The organism is Nitratireductor luteus, from assembly GCF_026162365.1.
Classification (GTDB): Bacteria; Pseudomonadota; Alphaproteobacteria; order Rhizobiales; family Rhizobiaceae; genus Chelativorans; species Chelativorans luteus.
In genome coordinates, this window is the sequence record NZ_JAOANW010000009.1 from 285,540 (window position 1) to 302,391 (window position 16,852).

Annotated in this window: 14 protein-coding genes, 1 pseudogene and 2 riboswitches; of the genes and pseudogenes, 9 read left to right on the top strand and 6 right to left on the bottom strand. The window is 64.8% G+C overall.

Annotated features, from left to right (window positions below; translation table 11 throughout):
* A complete protein-coding gene (locus N1058_RS15390; RefSeq protein WP_265518475.1) occupies positions 1 to 372 on the bottom strand; it encodes a response regulator in 372 nt (123 codons plus the stop codon).
* A 217-nt stretch (positions 373 to 589) separates the two neighbouring features.
* Between N1058_RS15390 and N1058_RS15395 the strand changes: the two genes are divergently transcribed.
* A complete protein-coding gene (locus N1058_RS15395; RefSeq protein WP_265518476.1) occupies positions 590 to 874 on the top strand; it encodes a DUF3572 domain-containing protein in 285 nt (94 codons plus the stop codon).
* A 5-nt stretch (positions 875 to 879) separates the two neighbouring features.
* Here N1058_RS15395 and N1058_RS15400 read toward each other — a convergent pair whose 3' ends face one another.
* Complete coding sequence (locus N1058_RS15400; protein WP_265518477.1) at positions 880 to 1,455, bottom strand: GNAT family N-acetyltransferase; 576 nt, start codon at positions 1,453 to 1,455, stop codon at positions 880 to 882.
* A 76-nt stretch (positions 1,456 to 1,531) separates the two neighbouring features.
* Between N1058_RS15400 and N1058_RS15405 the strand changes: the two genes are divergently transcribed.
* Complete coding sequence (locus N1058_RS15405; protein WP_265518478.1) at positions 1,532 to 2,836, top strand: DNA polymerase IV; 1,305 nt, start codon at positions 1,532 to 1,534, stop codon at positions 2,834 to 2,836.
* A gap of 1,037 nt (positions 2,837 to 3,873) precedes the next feature.
* Here N1058_RS15405 and dnaE read toward each other — a convergent pair.
* From dnaE to N1058_RS15425, 4 genes are all read right to left on the bottom strand, one after another.
* Positions 3,874 to 7,413 (bottom strand): DNA polymerase III subunit alpha, encoded by a 3,540-nt coding sequence (dnaE, locus tag N1058_RS15410; RefSeq protein ID WP_265518479.1) that lies wholly within the window; start codon positions 7,411 to 7,413, stop codon positions 3,874 to 3,876.
* 111 nt (positions 7,414 to 7,524) lie between these two features.
* Complete coding sequence (locus tag N1058_RS15415) at positions 7,525 to 7,878, bottom strand: HAD hydrolase-like protein (RefSeq protein ID WP_265518480.1); 354 nt, start codon at positions 7,876 to 7,878, stop codon at positions 7,525 to 7,527.
* Complete coding sequence (locus N1058_RS15420) at positions 7,784 to 8,182, bottom strand: HAD hydrolase-like protein (RefSeq protein WP_265518481.1); 399 nt, start codon at positions 8,180 to 8,182, stop codon at positions 7,784 to 7,786. Before N1058_RS15420 ends, N1058_RS15415 begins: the two co-directional genes overlap by 95 nt.
* On the bottom strand, positions 8,183 to 10,192 hold the full coding sequence (locus N1058_RS15425; protein WP_265518482.1) for an acetyl-CoA carboxylase biotin carboxylase subunit: 2,010 nt from the start codon (positions 10,190 to 10,192) through the stop codon (positions 8,183 to 8,185).
* A 168-nt stretch (positions 10,193 to 10,360) separates the two neighbouring features.
* On the opposite strand from N1058_RS15425, the gene N1058_RS15430 reads away from it, so the two are divergent.
* The 7 genes and pseudogenes from N1058_RS15430 (at position 10,361) to gcvP (ending at position 16,760) form a co-directional block, all read left to right on the top strand.
* A complete protein-coding gene (locus N1058_RS15430) occupies positions 10,361 to 10,831 on the top strand; it encodes a YaiI/YqxD family protein (protein ID WP_265518483.1) in 471 nt (156 codons plus the stop codon).
* Between the two features lie 34 nt (positions 10,832 to 10,865).
* Entirely contained in the window at positions 10,866 to 11,099 is a 234-nt protein-coding gene (relB, locus tag N1058_RS15435) for a type II toxin-antitoxin system RelB family antitoxin (protein ID WP_265518484.1), read from the top strand.
* Positions 11,083 to 11,353 (top strand): annotated as a pseudogene (locus N1058_RS15440) (type II toxin-antitoxin system RelE family toxin). The gene relB and the pseudogene N1058_RS15440 overlap by 17 nt, the downstream one beginning before the upstream one ends.
* A 293-nt stretch (positions 11,354 to 11,646) precedes the next feature.
* The gene (locus tag N1058_RS15445; RefSeq protein WP_420847997.1) at positions 11,647 to 12,033 is read left to right on the top strand and encodes a helix-turn-helix domain-containing protein; all 387 of its coding nucleotides are present in this window, start codon (positions 11,647 to 11,649) and stop codon (positions 12,031 to 12,033) included.
* A 140-nt stretch (positions 12,034 to 12,173) separates the two neighbouring features.
* Positions 12,174 to 12,267: riboswitch (glycine riboswitch) on the top strand.
* Between the two features lie 2 nt (positions 12,268 to 12,269).
* A riboswitch (glycine riboswitch) is annotated at positions 12,270 to 12,396 on the top strand.
* Between the two features lie 44 nt (positions 12,397 to 12,440).
* Positions 12,441 to 13,544: a glycine cleavage system aminomethyltransferase GcvT gene (gene gcvT, locus N1058_RS15450; RefSeq protein WP_265518485.1), complete on the top strand. Its 1,104-nt coding sequence runs from the start codon at positions 12,441 to 12,443 to the stop codon at positions 13,542 to 13,544.
* A 4-nt stretch (positions 13,545 to 13,548) separates the two neighbouring features.
* Positions 13,549 to 13,917, top strand: a complete 369-nt coding sequence (gene gcvH / locus N1058_RS15455) for a glycine cleavage system protein GcvH (RefSeq protein WP_265518486.1) — start codon at positions 13,549 to 13,551, stop codon at positions 13,915 to 13,917.
* A 41-nt stretch (positions 13,918 to 13,958) separates the two neighbouring features.
* On the top strand, positions 13,959 to 16,760 hold the full coding sequence (gcvP, locus tag N1058_RS15460; RefSeq protein ID WP_265518487.1) for an aminomethyl-transferring glycine dehydrogenase: 2,802 nt from the start codon (positions 13,959 to 13,961) through the stop codon (positions 16,758 to 16,760).
* The last annotated feature ends 92 nt before the right edge of the window (positions 16,761 to 16,852 follow it).

The following is a 16,852-nucleotide window of genomic DNA, read 5'->3' on the forward strand; positions in this document are numbered from 1 at the left end:
TCATGCGTCCCCGAGATATGATTTGATCGTCTCGATGAAGCTGGGCACGGAAATCGGTTTGGAGATATAGGCCTCGCAGCCGCCCTGCCGGATGCGTTCCTCATCGCCCTTCATGGCGAATGCCGTCACTGCGATGACCGGGATCGTATGAAGGTCGTCGTCTTCCTTGAGCCATTTGGTGACCTCCAGCCCCGATACTTCCGGCAGCTGTATATCCATCAGGATGAGGTCGGGGCGGTGGGCGCGCGCTAGGTCGAGCGCCTGAAGCCCGTTGCGCGTACGCACGGTCTCGTAGCCGCTGGCCTCGATCAGGTCGCGGAAGAGCTTCATATTCAGCTCGTTGTCTTCGACGATCATGACCTTCTTCGGCATCGATCCCCCGCTTATCCAGAATCGCCCGGCCCGAGCTTCACATCCACGAAGCCGAATCCAGCCGTCGCCCGCGTCCGGCAGACGGCCGGTTGCCGTTCCATGACGCGTTATCGCACAATTTGTTTTACGAAACGGAAATTATTGCACTTCAATTGACCGGCCCGTCCCTCTCCGGCACATTCCGCCCCGCACCATCATAGCCGAACCGGAAGCCATCGTGGAACAAGCCCATGCCGAATCGATTGCCATCACCGCCCTCGGCTTCATTGCCGGCGACGAAAAACTTCTGCCGCGCTTCCTGTCGATGACCGGCATAGAAGCCACGCAGATCCGCGATGCCGCCCGGGAGCCGGGTTTCATGGCGGGCGTCCTCCAGTTCATCCTCGCCCATGAACCCACCCTGATAGCGTTTTCCGAACAAAGCGGCATCGCCCCGCAAGATGTCGCGCGCGCCCGCACCGCGCTGCCCCTTGGCGACGACGGCTATGAAGGCTCTGTCTGAGCGCATCACAGAACCAAACGCATCAGCGGCCGGCCCGCCTTGCGTTCGGCAACGATCTCGAACCCGGCCCTGGCAAAGACGCGGGTCGAACCCACGAACAGCCCGATCGAGCGCGAACTCTTCGATTCGGTCATCGGGCAGGCCTCGATAAGCCGCGCGCCGTTCTCGCGCGCGAAGGTCTTTCCAGCCTCCACCAGCCTGTGCGTCATGCCGTTTCCGCGCGCATTGGCCCGTACGAAGAAGCATGAGATCGCCCACACCGCCGGATCGTCCGCCGGCGTATCCTCCAGCGGCGCCGTCACGCGGCCCTTGTTGTTCCATTCGGGCACGTCCGCGCGCGGACCGATCTGCATCCAGCCATCGGCGCGTCCATCGTTGAAAACCAGCAGTCCCGGCGGCGGCCCGGCTTCGACGCGGGCGCGCATATGGTCCTTGTTGCGTTCCCTGTCGTTTTCCCGGCGCAATGCCGGCGGCAGGCGAAAATGCGTGCACCAGCAGCCATAGCAGGCCCCTTGTTTGCCGAACAGATCCTCGAATTCCGGCCAGCGCTCCGGCGTAAGCGGAAGTACGGTCCTCTCCACTCCTGACACCTTCGTATTGTGCCGCAAGGCGGCTTGATCTATGATGAATGTTCTATTTATGTTCTCATGAAGGATCATGGCTGTCAACGCCACCGCCAACGGCATCTGCCGGGACTGCCTTGCCCCTGCGGCGGGGACGGGAAAGCGTTGCCATAGCTGCGGCAGCCCCCGCGTCCTGCGCCATCCGGAGCTTGAGGCGCTGCCGCTCGCCCATATCGATTGCGACGCCTTTTACGCGGCGGTCGAGAAGCGCGACAACCCGGAACTGCGCGACAAGCCGGTGATCATCGGCGGCGGCAAGCGCGGCGTTGTCTCGACCGCCTGCTACATCGCCCGCATTCATGGCGTGCGCTCCGCCATGCCCATGTTCAAGGCGCTGGAGGCCTGCCCCGAGGCCATCGTCATCAAGCCGGACATGGAGAAATATGTCAGGGTGGGGCGCGAGGTCCGCGCCATGATGGAGGCGCTCACGCCCATGGTCGAGCCGATTTCGATCGACGAGGCCTTTCTCGATCTTGCCGGCACGCAGAAGCTGCACGGCGCGCCGCCTGCCCATGTGCTGGCCGCCTTCGCAAGGCGCATCGAAGAGGAGATTGGCATCACCGTTTCCGTCGGCCTTTCCTACTGCAAGTTCCTCGCCAAGGTCGCCTCGGACCTGAACAAGCCGCGCGGCTTTTCCGTCATCGGCCGGGCCGAGGCGCTGGATTTTCTGGCGGCCCAGCCCGTCACCACCATCTGGGGCGTGGGCAAGGCCTTCGCCGCCACGCTGGAGCGCGACGGCGTGCGCATGATCGGGCAACTGCAGAAGATGGAAAAGAACGACCTCATGCGCCGATACGGTACGATAGGCAGCCGCCTGTACCACCTTTCGCGCGGCGAGGACGACCGCACGGTCAAGCCGCGCAGCGAGGCGAAAAGCGTCTCTTCCGAAACCACCTTCAACCACGATATATCGGCCGCATCCGACCTCGTCCCCGTGCTGCGCGCCCTGTCGGAGCGGGTTTCGACACGGCTCAAGAAGGCCGACATCGCCGGCCGCACCGTCGTGCTGAAACTGAAGACCGCCGATTTCCGCACCCGCACGAGAAACCGCCAGCTCGCCGACCCGACGCGGCTTGCCGACCGCATCTTCCACACCGGCCTCGACATGCTGATGCGCGAGCTCGACGGCACGCGCTTCCGCCTGCTGGGCGTCGGGGTCAGCGACCTGACCGATGCCGCCAAGGCCGACCCGCCGGACCTCGTCGACACGCTGTCCCACAAGCGCGCGCTGGCCGAAGGCGCAATCGACAGCCTGCGCGAGAAATTCGGCAGGGAAGCGGTGGAGACCGGTTACACGTTCGGCCGTGGCCGCGCGGGGCAGCCGCAGCGGGAGGAGTGATCTTCGCGGGAAGGTGCACTGCGGGGAAAACGATGCTCGCCGGCCGCTGCCGGCATTGATGCCGCCCCCTCCCCACCCCTGTCGGCTCTGCGGAAACGGCTTGCGCTGGCCCATCAGCGCCGCGCCGGGATCAGGCATTCTGGCATGGATCCTCGGGTCGGGGCCCGAGGATGACGAATTGTTCGAAGGGTGCGGCCAATTGCCAGCGCTGGCGATCGACAAAGCCATCCCCATCTCCGTCATCCCGGCCGACCTTAGGGAGAGCCCAGACCTGTTGGGTTTGTGCGGCCGGTCTCCGCAGAAAGAACTGCCGGTGCTGACGTGCGCTAGGGCAAGGACCGGACCGCGCTATATGAGGCTCTTCCAATGGGTCCCGGATAGCCCTTCGGGCTTCCGGGATGACGAACCGTTGGATACCTCTTGCTTTCCAGGACGCAGGAACGGGTGTCCTCAGAGTTGATGACGGCCCAGCCCGTCTGCCTTCAAGACACGCCTTTCCGTTCCCGCGCTTCTTCCGAAGCCGGGGCCTGTCAAAGAACGCACCCCATATGCCAAGGGGGTGGGAAGACGGGCGGCCAAAGCATCGCGCGTCTAACAAATAATATGCGACCCTCGGGCCGCCCGTCCGGCCGCTGCCCTGCGGTCGGCCGGTCAAGGAGCCCGGCGCATTTGCGCGCCAAACCCCGCGGGTTCTCCCGCATCCCGCCTGCCACGCGCCTTTCGGGCGCGCTCTTGCGGGACTCCGGCCTGCTGCAGGCCCTCACATGCCTCCGGGTACCGATTCCGGAGGGGGAGGCTGCCGCCGCCCTCCCGAACACCCGGTGCGCATCCGGTTCCCGTGAGGGCGATGGACACAGGATAATGGAGGCCGGGCAAGTGGGGATAGACAAGCCGGATATTTTGTCGGGAAAATTGCTATATCCAGCGATAACAGTGGGTTGAATGGATGTACTAAAGTCGAGGGGTGCGGATCTATCCACGGGCCGGGATGAAGCTGCAGTTGCGAAGGGCGCGGCGGCAAATCGCAAAAAAGCACCCTATACGAGTTCGACATCCACCACGCCCGGCACCGCGCGCATTGCCGCGGCGATCTGCGGGGAGACGCGGTAGCGGTCGGGCAGGCCGACCTCGATCTCGCCCTGGCCGCCTTCCTTGATGACCACGAAGCTCACTTCGGCGTCGCCTTTCTGGGTGAGCCGTGAGGCAACGGTATCGAGGGGCCTGGGGTCGCGCAGATAGACGCGCAGCGCCTTCTGCATGCGGCTCGCCTCGTCCTCCAGCGACTGCACGCCCTGGATACGCAGGCTGACGCCCTCCGGGCGGTCCTCCGCCGAGACCATGATGACGACGGATTTTCCCGGCTCCAGAAGGTCGCGATACTGATGCAGCGTCTCGGAAAACATCACCGCCTCGAACTGGCCGGTGGCGTCGGAGAACTGCACGATGCCCATCTTGTTGCCGGTGCGCGTCTTGCGCTCCTGCTTGGCGGTCACCGTTCCGGCCAGCCGCCCGGCCGAAGCGCCCTTCTTCACCGCCGCCTGGAACTCGGCCCAGTTCTGCACCCGCATCTTCTCCAGCGTGGCGGCGTAGTCGTCGAGCGGGTGCGCCGACAGGTAGCAGCCGACCACCTGGAATTCCCGGTGCAGCTTTTCCGACGGCAGCCACGGGGCGGCGGACGGCAGGTGCAGCTTCTGCGGCTCCAGCGCGGCCGAGCCGAATATGTCGCCCTGCCCCATCGCCGCGTCTTCCGACGTCCGCGCCGCCAGCCCCATCAGCCGGTCGATGCCGGCGAACAGCGCCGCCCGGTCATGGCCGAAACAGTCGAAGGCGCCGGCCTGGATCAGGCATTCCAGCACGCGCTTGCCGACGATCTTGGGATCGACCCGCGCGCAGAAATCCTCAAGGCTCTCGAAGGGTTTGTCCTCGCGCATGCGGACGATGTGCTCCACCGCCGCGTCGCCCACGCCCTTGATGGCCGCAAGCGCATAGAAGATCTTGTTCTCGCCGACCTCGAACGGCCGGTAGGAGGTCATCACCGAGGGCAACACGACCTCGATGCCGAGCCGCATGGCGTCGCGCCGGAAGTCGTTCAGCTTGTCCGTGTTGGCCATGTCGTAGGTCATGGACGCGGCCAGGAATTCGACCGGATAATGCGCCTTCAGATAGGCGGTCTGGTAGGAGACGATGGCATAGGCGGCGGCGTGCGACTTGTTGAAACCGTAATCGGCGAACTTCGCCAGAAGGTCGAAGATGAAGTCGGCCTGCTGCTTGGAAACGCCCCGCTCCGTCGCGCCCTCGACGAAGATGCCGCGCTGCTTTTCCATCTCGGCGCGGATCTTCTTGCCCATGGCGCGGCGCAGAAGATCGGCCTGTCCGAGTGTGTAGCCGGCCAGCTCCTGCGCGATCTGCATCACCTGCTCCTGGTAGACGATGACGCCCTGCGTCTCCTTAACCAGGTGATCGATCTTAGGATGGATGGAGGCGATCTCCTCCTCGCCGTGCTTGCGGGCGTTGTAGGTGGGGATGTTCTCCATCGGGCCGGGACGGTAGAGCGCCACCAGCGCGATGATGTCCTCGATGCGGTCCGGCTTCATGCCGATCAGCGCCTTGCGCATGCCCGCGCTTTCCACCTGGAACACGCCGACCGTCTCGCCGCGCGACAGCATTTCATATGTCTTGCGGTCGTCGAGCGGGATTTTCGACAGGTCGATCTCGATGCCGCGGCGGGCGATCAGCTTCACCGCCCTTTCAAGGACGGTCAGCGTCTTCAGACCCAGAAAGTCGAACTTGACGAGGCCGGCATCCTCGACCTTCTTCATATTGAACTGGGTCACCGGCATGTCGGAGCGCGGGTCCCGGTACATCGGCACCAGCTCGGACAGGGGCCGGTCGCCGATCACGATGCCGGCGGCGTGGGTGGAGGCATGGCGGTAGAGCCCTTCCAGCTTCTGGGCGATCTCCAGAAGCGTGCCGACGATGGGCTCCTTGTCCACCTCCTCCTGGAAACGCGGCTCGTCTTCGATGGCCTTGTGCAGCGGCGTCGGATTGGCCGGGTTCGACGGCACCATCTTGCACAGCCGGTCGACCTGGCCGTAGGGCATCTGGAGTACGCGACCTACGTCGCGGAGTACGGCTCGGGCCTGGAGCGTGCCGAAGGTGATGATCTGCGCCACCTGCTCGCGGCCGTATTTCTCCTGCACGTAGCGGATGACCTCGTCGCGCCGGTCCTGGCAGAAATCGATGTCGAAATCGGGCATCGACACGCGGTCGGGATTGAGGAAGCGCTCGAAAAGGAGCGAAAAGCGCAAGGGATCGACATCGGTGATGGTCAGCGCGTAGGCGACCAGAGAGCCCGCGCCGGACCCGCGCCCCGGCCCGACCGGGATATCATGCGCCTTGGCCCATTTGATGAAGTCGGCAACGATGAGAAAGTAGCCGGGAAACTTCATGCGCTCGATGATCTCGAGCTCGTATTCCAGCCGCTCCGAATAGGTTTCGGACGCGTAGCCCTCGGCCAGTCCCTGCGTTTTCAGCCGGTTCTCCAGGCCCTCGCGCGCCTGCCGCCGCAACTCGTCGGCCTCCGCCTTGAGCGCGGTTTCCTCGTCGGCCGCCTCGCCGCCGGTAAAGCGCGGCAGGATGGGGTCGCGGTTCTTCGGATAATAGGCGCAGCGCTGGGCGATCTCGACCGTGTTGTCGACGGCCTCGGGAAGGTCGGCAAAGAGCTCGACCATCTCCTTCTGGCTTTTCAGGTAATTGTCGGGCGTCAGCCGGCGCCGGTCGTCCATGGCGATCACGGCGCCCTCGGCAATGGCGATCAGCGCGTCGTGGGCGTCGAAATCCTCACGCGCCGGGAAGAAGGCCTCGTTGGTGGCGACCAACGGCAGGTCGTGGGCGTAGGCAAGCTTCACCGTCGCCGCTTCCAGCGCCCGGTCGTAGCCGCCCAGCCTTTCCAGCTCCACGTAGAGCCGGTCTTCGAAAGTCTCCATCAGGAAGCGAAGGCGGTTTTCGGCCACTTCCGTGCGGTCTTCCTTCAGCGCCGCTCCGAGGGGGCCGCGCGGCCCGCCGGTTAGGCAGATCAGCCCCTCGCGATGAGCCTCCAGCCATTCCTTCGTGACATGCACGGCCGCGCCCGGCTCATTTTCGAGATAGGCGCGGCTCACCAGCCGGACAAGGTTGCGATAGCCGGCCTCGGTCGCGGCCAGGAGCACCAGCGGGTCGTAATGCTCGACCTGCCGGTTGCGGCTCGCCCGGCGCGCTTCCGACAAGGCGTCGTCGAAGGCTACATCGAGCTGGCAGCCGATGATCGGCTGGACGCCGTCCTTGGCCGCCTTCTGCGCGAACTCCAGCGCGCCGAACAGATTATTGGTGTCGGTGACGGCGATAGCCGGCGCTTCGTCCCTGACAGCATGGCCGACGACCTTGCCGAGGGGCAGCGCGCCCTCCAGCAGCGAGAACGCCGAATGGACCCGCAGATGCACGAAAGGCCGCTCCGGCCGCGAGGCCAGCCATTCGGCCTGCTTGCGGGCGGCATCTGCCGCCGCCATGATCGGATCGCGCGTTCGCCTGTCGCTGGCCATGAATTGTTGCCGATTGCCTCGATGGACTCAGGAAGACGCCCATTCTCGACAATCGCCGGCCACGGGTAAAGGCCGCGGTGACGTTGCGCACCACAATCGTCCTTCAGGCGCTCAAAGCACCTCGTGCTGGAGCAGCCTGTCCACTGCTGCCGCCAGGTCCGACGGACGCTCCACGATCTCGTCCGCTCCGGCGGCGGCGAGTTCCTTGCGGTCTCCGAACCCCCAGAGCACGCCGATGGACATGATGCCGTTGGCCTTGGCGCCGACGATATCGTGCGAACGGTCGCCGATCATGACAGTTCGCGCGGGGTCGAGGGGCTCGGCTTTCAGGATATGCGCGATCAGGTCCGGCTTGTCGGCGTTGGTCCCGTCATGGGCCGAGCCATGCACCGTGTGAAAGAACCGGGCAAGGCCGAAATGCTCGACGATCTGGACCGAATAGGTCTCCAGCTTGGAGGTGGCCACGCAGGCGTGCCGGCCCGGCCGCCGGAATGCCGTCGATCAGACTGTTCTCGAACTTGCCGACTTCACCATAGCGCTCCCGGTAGAACGCCACCGCGTCGGTGATCCGCCCCTTGTCGTCCGTGTCGAGCAGCCTTGCGAAGGAATGCTGCAAGGGCGGGCCGATGCACCAGTGCAGATCGGCCGCCAGCGGCGGCTCCTCGCCCATCCGCTCCATTGCGTAGCGGATGCCTTTGGTTATGCCCTCGAAAGGATTGGTGAGTGTTCCGTCGAGATCGAACAGAACGCCGGGCAGATTTTTCGGCAATTAGACAAACTCCATGATGACCGCGTCCACGGCCAGGCTGTCGCCGGGCTTGGCGTTGAGTTTTGCGACCGTGCAGTCCCGGTCTGCCCGCAGTACGTTTTCCATCTTCATCGCCTCGACGACCGCCAGCGTCTCGCCGGCCTTGACCTCCTGCCCTTCCTCGACCGCGATCGACACAACGAGGCCCGGCATCGGGCAAAGCAGCAGTTTCGAAGTGTCCGGCGCGCGCCGCACGGGCATCAGCCGGTCGAGCTCGGCGATCCGCGGCAGATAGACCCGCGCCTGCGCGCTCATACCCCGCCAGGAGAGCTTGACCCCGTTGAGGATGGGCCGTACCTGGACCGCCACCTGGCGCGATCCCACCTTGCCCTTCCAGACGGCATCGCCTGGCCGCCACTCCGAAACCAGCGTCAGCGGATCGCCGTCGATCGTCACGTCCAGCTCGGTCGGGATGGAAACCATGCCCTCCACGATGGTGGCCGGCACATACTCATCATTGAGCCGCACCACCCAGTCGCGCTTGATGTCGCCGCCGTGCGGGGCAAGGCGGCCGGGCAGCCGGTCGAGCCGGTCCTTGCGCAACAGCTCCACCGCCAGCGCCACGGCCGATAGCACCTGCCTGCCCTGCGCATCCGGCGCCGGCAGCGAGAAGCCGTCGGGAAACTCCTCGGCTATAAAGCCCGTCGACAGCCTGCCTTCCTGCCAGCGTTCGTGCCGCATCAGCGCGGTCAGGAAAGGGATATTGTGCTCGATACCGTCGATCACGAAACAGTCGAGCGCTTCGGCCATGGCCTCCACCGCCCCTGCCCGGTCCGGCGCCCATGTGCAAAGCTTGGCGATCATCGGGTCGTAGAACATCGAGATTTCCGAGCCCTCGGCCACGCCCGTGTCGTTGCGCACGACAAAGCCGTTCCTGCGCCCTTTTTCCGGCGGGCGGTAGCGTGTCAGCCGGCCGATGGAGGGCAGGAAATTGCGCACCGGGTCCTCGGCGTAGATGCGGCTCTCGATGGCCCAGCCTTCGAGCCTTATGTCGCCCTGCCTGAGCGCCAGCTTCTCGCCGGCGGCGACGCGGATCATCTGTTCGACGAGGTCGATCCCGGTCACGAGCTCGCTCACCGGATGCTCGACCTGCAGCCGCGTGTTCATCTCGAGGAAGAAGAAATTGCGGTTGCGGTCGACGATGAACTCGACCGTTCCGGCGCTCTGGTAGTCGACCGCCCGCGCCAGCGCCAGCGCCTGCTCGCCCATCGCCGCGCGCGTGGCCTCGTCGATGAAGGGCGATGGCGCTTCCTCGACGATCTTCTGGTTGCGGCGCTGGATCGAGCACTCGCGCTCGCCCAGATGGACGCCGTTGCCATGAGCGTCCGCTAAGATCTGGATCTCGATGTGCCGCGGCTCCTCGATGAATTTCTCGATGAAGATGCGGTCGTCGCCGAAGGAGGACGCGGCTTCCGATTTCGACCGGTCAAAGCCTTCGCGCGCTTGCGCCTCGTTCCAGGCAACGCGCATGCCCTTGCCGCCGCCGCCGGCCGATGCCTTGATCATGACGGGAAAGCCGATCTCGCCGGCGATCTTCACCGCGTGGTCGGCATCGTCGATCAGCCCCATGAAGCCCGGCACCGTGGAGACATTTGCCTCGGCAGCGATCTTCTTGGAGGTGATCTTGTCGCCCATGGCGCGGATCGCCTTCGGCTTCGGCCCGATGAAGACGATGCCTTCAGCCTCCAGCCCTTCGCAGAAGGCGGCGTTTTCCGACAGGAAGCCATAGCCCGGATGAACCGCTTCGGCGCCCGTCTCCTTGCAGGCGGCGATGATCCTGTCCGCCGAAAGATAGGACTGGCTCGCCGCCGCCGGCCCGATCAGCACCGCCTCGTCGGCCATCTCGACATGGACGGCGTCTCCATCGGCTTCGGAATAGACCGCCACCGTGGAAATTCCCATCTTCCGCGCCGTCTTTATTACCCGGCAAGCAATCTCGCCGCGATTGGCGATGAGAATTTTCCTGAACATGGATGGCGTTTCCCCGGAGCGCTTTTCATTTGCTTTTATGGGTTCCGCGCGATCCGCTCAAGGGAAGCTTGATGATACTTTCTCCCGTGCATGTGCCGCGCGCGCTTGCGGCGCCGCGAATTTCCTGAAATTTTCGCGCCGAATATAAGAGAATTCGGAGAAGCCCTATTGACCGACGGCCCCGCCATATACGTCGATGCTGACGCCTGCCCCGTGAAAGCGGAAGTGGTCAAGGTCGCCGAACGTCATGAAGTTCCCGTAATCTTCGTCTCCAACGGCGGCCTGCGGCCCTCTCGTGATCCAATGGTCCGCCACGTCGTGGTGCCGGGCACGGCGGACGCGGCGGACGACTGGATCGCGGAGCATGGGGAAGCCGGCGACATCGGCATCACCGCCGACGTTCCGCTCGCCTCCCGCCTTGTGGACAAGGGCCTGCACGTGCTGGGCCCGACCGGCCGTCCGTTCACGCCGGAAACTATCGGCATGGCCGTCGCGATGCGCAACCTGAAGCAGGATTTGCGCGAATCGGGCGAGATCAAGGGCTATAATCCGGGCTTCACCGCCGCCGACCGCTCATCCTTCCTCCAGGCGCTCGACCGCACCGTGCGGCGGGCGCTACGCGAAAAGCAGGGTGAATAGGGATACATATATCCCAAACGGGCAGATGACGAAGATGAGCAAGCAGACGGCGATCCGCCTTTCCGATGAGACCTACGCGCGCCTGCAGGCCCTGGCCAAGCGGACCGGCCGCACCGCGTCCTACTATATCCGCGAAGCCATCGAGGAGCGGCTTGAGGATTTGGAGGATATTTATCTCGCGGAACGCGTTCTAGAACGCCGTGAACGCGGCGAGAGCAAGACGTACACGCTCGATGAGTTGGAGCGTGAACTTGGCCTGGACGATTGAAAACGACCATGCGGCTTTCAGGCAACTGGCAAAAATGGGGCGGCAGGATGCCAAACGCATCCGCGATTATTTACGCAGCCGCATAGAATGCTTGGATAAGCCCTCGCCAGCTGGGCAAGGCCCTGCAAGGGTCAAAACGTAGCCATCTCTGGCGCTACCGGGTCGGGGACTATCGCATCATCTGCGATATCCAGGATCACAAGCTCATTGTCCTGGTGCTCGAAATCGGCCATCGACGCGAAATCTATCGCTGAACGGCATTTCCACGACGATAACCTCCACGACGAAATTCCATGGCGGCGTCCAGGGCATCTGGAGGTTCATGGAAACCCGCCCGAATTGGCAGGCAGACTACCTGCAAACAAAGCAACAGCCTGAATCATCGCATCGAGAATAAAACGCAAGCTATTGTTTTAAGCCATAAAACACGCTGTAAAATTGCTTCTTTTGTCGAAGCACTTGTGCTTCCCGCCTCTATCCCTCATGCTCTGAGGCATCTCGCCGCGTCCGCTACGCGGCCTCAAATCACACATGGAGGAATGATCGGGTGCACGACGCTGCGCATATTTATTCCGATGTACCGGACCGCGACACGATGGGGGGCAGGCTCTCGCGCGCACGCGATGCGGCGGGCATGACCGTCGCGGAACTGGCCCGACGCCTCGGCGTCAAATCGTCGACCATTCAGGCATGGGAAAGCGATCGGTCCCAGCCACGCGCCAACCGGCTGACCATGCTGGCGGGTGTCCTCAACGTATCCCTGTCATGGCTATTGCATGGGATCGGCGCTTCGCCTGCCGATGAAAGCCGCTCCGAACTGATCCAGTCCGTTTCGGCCAACCTGATTCGCCTGCGCCGGCTCCACGACGAGACCGGCCGCGTGATCGTCCAGATCGAGCAGGAACTGGCCCGCGCCTCCGAAGCGGAAGGCTGACGGTTCGCGCGACAATCGAACCTCGCCAAGGATCGGGAAGAAGCGAAAGCCGAGTTGTGAATTAACGGATCGCCCCCATCGAAGACAGGTGACAACAGCCAGCGCCTGCGCTAGGTTCCGGGAGTCGAGGGCCTCAGCCCTGCCTGTCTGTGGGAGAGAGCTACACCGGTTCGCCGGTGCAGCCGCCGAAGGGGAAATCGCCCGAAATCTCTCAGGCAAATAGAACCGTAGACAGGTTGCGACACTCTGGAAAGTCGGGGCAAGATTGTTAAAGGCGCAATATTGCCCCGCGCCGAAGGTGTAAGTGCTGCCGACAGGGTTCCGGCAGCGCGAGTCTCTCAGGCTTCCGACAGAGGGGCACGAACAACATGCCGCGCAATCGGCATGCGTGCAACTTTGGGGAAAACATGGGCGACGACAAGACACTGAAACACCTGCCGCTTGAGGCCATGCACGAGGAAGCGGGCGCACGCTTCGGCGCGTTCGCCGGCTGGCGCATGCCGCTGACCTATCCCGCCGGCGTCATGAAGGAACATCTTCATACGAGGCAGCAGGCCGGCCTCTTCGACATTTCGCACATGCAGCTCTTCGCCGTCGAAGGCGACGGCGCGGCCGCGTTCCTTTCCCGCGTCTGCCCGCTGGACGCGGCGGCGCTGGGCGAAGGCAAGTCGAAATACACCCTGCTTCTCGACGAGAATGCCGGCATCATCGACGACCTCATCGTCACGAGGCTCGGCCCTTCCCGCTTCGTGATCGTGGCCAATGCCGGCAACGCCGCCAGGGACGAGGCGCATTTGCGCAAGGTGGCCGAGGGCTTCGACGTGAGGCTTGAGGCGCTCGACCGCGCGCTCCTGGCGCTCCAGGGGCCGGCCGCCGAGGACGTGCTGGTCAATGCCGGGCTCGACCTCAGCGACCTCACCTTCATGACGGCGGTGGAGCCGCGCGAGGGCTGGTTCGCCGCCCGTTCAGGCTATACCGGCGAAGACGGCTTCGAGATCGCCCTGCCGCCCGACGCGGCCCCGCGCCTTGTCGAGGAGATACTGGCCGATGAGCGCGCGAAATGGATCGGGCTCGCCGCCCGGGACAGCCTGCGGCTGGAGGCGGGTCTGTGCCTGCACGGCCAGGACCTGAGCGAGGAGACCGACCCGGCCAGCGCCGCCCTGCTCTGGGCCATCCCGAAGAACGTCCGCGAGGATGGCGGCTTCATCGGCGCGGAGGCGCTGGCCCGCATTCGCGCCGACGGCATAAAGGAAAAGCGCGTCGGCCTGAAGCCCGAGGGCCGCCAGCCCGTGCGCTCCGGCGCCACGATCGTCGACGGGGATGGCCGCGCCATCGGCCGCGTGACCTCCGGCGGCTTCGGCCCCTCGGTGGAGCACCCGGTGGCCATGGGCTATGTGGAAAAAGCCCATGCCGAAGCCGGTACGCGCCTTTACGCCGAAGTGCGCGGCAGCCGCATCGCCATGGATGTCCATCCCCTTCCCTTCACGCCGCACAATTACCGCAAAGGATAATGCGATGAGCAAAACCTATTTCACCCAGGACCATGAATGGCTTCGCGTCGAGGGCGGCGTGGCGACGGTCGGCATCACCGACTATGCGCAGGAGCAACTGGGCGACCTCGTCTTTGTCGAGCTTCCGGAAGCAGGAAAATCGCTCGCCAAGGGCGACACCGCCGTCGTGGTGGAATCCGTCAAGGCAGCATCCGACGTCTATGCCCCGGTGGAGGGAGAGGTGACCGAGGTCAATTCGGAACTCGAATCCGATCCTTCCCTGGTCAATTCCGCGCCCCAGGGCGACGGCTGGCTGTGGAAGATGAAGCTGGCCGACGAAAGCCAGCTCGAAGGACTGCTGGACGAGAAGGCCTACAAGGAAACCATCGCGTAGCCATGCCCAGCGGCGCAAAACAGCAATACCAGGAACACCCGATGCCCGATAAGACCGCCTCTTTCGCCGCCCGCCACATCGGCCCGCGCGGGGACGAAACCAAAACCATGCTGGCAGCGCTCGGCGTTCCCTCGCTGGAAACGCTGATTACGCAGGCCGTGCCGAAATCCATCCGTCTCGACCGCCCGCTGGATCTGCCGCTCGCCGCCGGCGAGGCGGAGGCGCTCGACGAGCTTTCCGCCGTCATGCACCAGAACCATGGGCTCAAGAGCTTCATCGGGGCGGGCTACCATGGCGTTCATGTGCCACCGGTGATCCAGCGCAACCTGTTCGAAAATCCCGCCTGGTACACGGCCTACACGCCCTATCAGTCGGAGATCAGCCAGGGCCGGCTGGAGATGCTGTTCCATTTCCAGACGCTGGTGACGGAGCTGACCGGCCTGCCGGTGGCCTCCGCCTCGCTGCTGGACGAGGGCTCGGCGGTGGCGGAAGCGGTCGGCATCGCCTGGCGCCACCATCGCGGCAAGCGCGCCAAACTGGCGATCGCCGGCCCACTGCACCCGCAGAGCCTTGATGTCGTGCGCACGCGCGCGACGCCGCTGGGCATCGACATCGACGGCGATGAGATCGACGAGCAGACCTTCGCGCTGATCGTTCCCTGGGCCGATGCCTACGGCGTCCATGGAAACCACGATGCGATCATCGCAAAGGCGCGCGACAGCGGCGCGATCGTCATCTTCGTGGCCGACCCGCTGGGCCTCGTCCTGTCGAAGACGCCGGCCGACCTCGGCGCGGACATCGCCGTCGGCTCCATGCAGCGCTTCGGCGTGCCGATGGGCTTCGGCGGCCCGCACGCGGCCTATTGCGCGGTTGCCGACAAGCTGACCCGGCTGATGCCCGGCCGCCTCGTCGGCCAGTCGACCGACGCCCATGGCCGCCCCGGCTACCGCCTGGCGCTGCAGACGCGCGAACAGCATATCCGCCGCGACAAGGCCACCTCCAACATCTGCACCGCGCAGGCGCTGCTCGCCAACATGGCGGCGGCCTATGCCGTCTGGCACGGGCCGGAAGGGCTGAAGGCCATTGCCGGGCGCATCCACGATCTTGCCGCGCGCTTCCATGCGGGCCTGAAGGCGGCGGGGCTGACGCTTGCCGGCGATACGATCTTCGACACGGTCACCGTCAGCGTGCCCGGCAAGGCGAAGGAGATCGCCGCCGCGGCCGAGAAAGGCGGGCGCCTGCTGCGCGTCATCGACGAGGACCGCCTCGGCGTCACCTTCGACGAGACCTCGGCGGAGGCCGACCTTGAAGCGCTCGCCGCCCTGTTCGGCGCATCCGCTCCGGCGAAGGCCAAGCCGCTTGCCCCGGCGGCCCCACGCGGCGCCGGTTTCCTCACCCAGCCCGATTTCCACGCCCATCGCTCGGAAACCGAAATGATGCGCTTCCTGCGCCGGCTGGCCGACAAGGACCTGGCGCTCGACCGCGCGATGATCCCGCTCGGCTCCTGCACCATGAAGCTCAATGCGGCGGCCGAGATGATGCCGGTGAGCTGGAACGATGTCGGCAGCCTGCACCCCTTCACGCCCGAACGCCACACCCGGGGCTATGCCCGCATGATCGGCGATCTCGACCGCTGGCTATCGGAGATCACCGGCTTCGACCGCACCTCGCTGCAGCCCAACGCCGGCAGCCAGGGCGAATATGCGGGCCTGCTGGCCATCCGCCGCTATCATGAAAGCCGTGAAGAGGCCGGGCGCGACGTCTGCCTCATCCCCTCTTCCGCCCATGGCACCAACCCGGCTTCGGCCTCCATGGCCGGCATGCGCGTCGTCGTCGTCCGCTGCACGGACAATGGCGATATCGATGCCGAGGATCTCAAGGCCAAGGCCGCAGAGCACGCCGATAGCCTTGCGGCGCTGATGCTCACCTACCCGTCGACCCACGGCGTGTTCGAGGAGGGCGTGCGCGACATGTGCGCGCTGATCCACGAGCATGGCGGCCAGGTCTATTTCGACGGCGCCAACCTTAACGCCATGGTCGGCCTTTCCCGCCCCGGCGATCTGGGCGCCGATGTCTGCCACATGAACCTGCACAAGACGTTCTGCATCCCCCATGGCGGCGGCGGGCCGGGCGTCGGCCCGATCGGCGTCAAGACCCATCTCGTCCCCTTCCTGCCGGGCCATGTGGAACTGGGAACGGACCATGCGGTGGCCGCCGCCCCCTTCGGCAGCGCCTCGATCCTGCCCATCACATGGATGTATATCCGCATGATGGGCGCGGACGGCCTCAAGCGGGCGACGGAAACGGCCATCCTCAACGCCAATTACATTGCCCACCGGCTCAAGGAGCACTATCCCGTGCTCTACAAGGGCCGCAACGACCGCGTGGCGCATGAATGCATCCTCGATACCAGGGTGTGGAAGGACCGCGCGGGCATCTCCGTGGAGGATATCGCCAAGCGGCTCATCGACTACGGCTTCCACGCCCCCACCATGTCCTGGCCGGTGGCCGGAACGCTGATGGTGGAGCCGACCGAATCGGAGCCGAAAAGCGAGCTCGACCGATTCTGCAAAGCCATGATCTCCATCGCCGAGGAAGCGGCGAGAGTGGAGAAAGGCGATTGGCCGAAGGAGGACAACCCCCTGATCAACGCGCCGCATACGGCGAGCGAACTGATGGCCGACGAATGGGCGCATCCCTATACCCGCGCCGAGGCCGCCTTTCCCTCCGGTTCCATGGAAGCCGCGTCGAAATACTGGCCGCCCGTCTCCCGCGTCGACAATGTCGCCGGCGACCGCAACCTCGTCTGCGCCTGCCCGCCGATGGAGGCGCTGGCGAGCTGACATCCCGCGCGTCAGGAGAAATGGCAGGAACCTGCGGCGCCACGGCACCGCGCTCTATGCAAATCCCGGTCAACCGTGAGATGTTGTACCAA

Excerpts from the sequence above, each read along its gene's own strand:
- N1058_RS15390 (WP_265518475.1), bottom strand. The coding sequence starts at position 372 with ATGCCGAAGAAGGTCATGATCGTCGAAGACAACGAGCTGAATATGAAG.
- N1058_RS15405 (WP_265518478.1), top strand. The coding sequence starts at position 1,532 with ATGGCTGTCAACGCCACCGCCAACGGCATCTGCCGGGACTGCCTTGCC.
- dnaE (WP_265518479.1), bottom strand. The coding sequence starts at position 7,413 with ATGGCCAGCGACAGGCGAACGCGCGATCCGATCATGGCGGCGGCAGAT.
- N1058_RS15425 (WP_265518482.1), bottom strand. The coding sequence starts at position 10,192 with ATGTTCAGGAAAATTCTCATCGCCAATCGCGGCGAGATTGCTTGCCGG.
- relB (WP_265518484.1), top strand. The coding sequence starts at position 10,866 with ATGAGCAAGCAGACGGCGATCCGCCTTTCCGATGAGACCTACGCGCGC.
- gcvT (WP_265518485.1), top strand. The coding sequence starts at position 12,441 with ATGGGCGACGACAAGACACTGAAACACCTGCCGCTTGAGGCCATGCAC.
- gcvH (WP_265518486.1), top strand. The coding sequence starts at position 13,549 with ATGAGCAAAACCTATTTCACCCAGGACCATGAATGGCTTCGCGTCGAG.
- gcvP (WP_265518487.1), top strand. The coding sequence starts at position 13,959 with ATGCCCGATAAGACCGCCTCTTTCGCCGCCCGCCACATCGGCCCGCGC.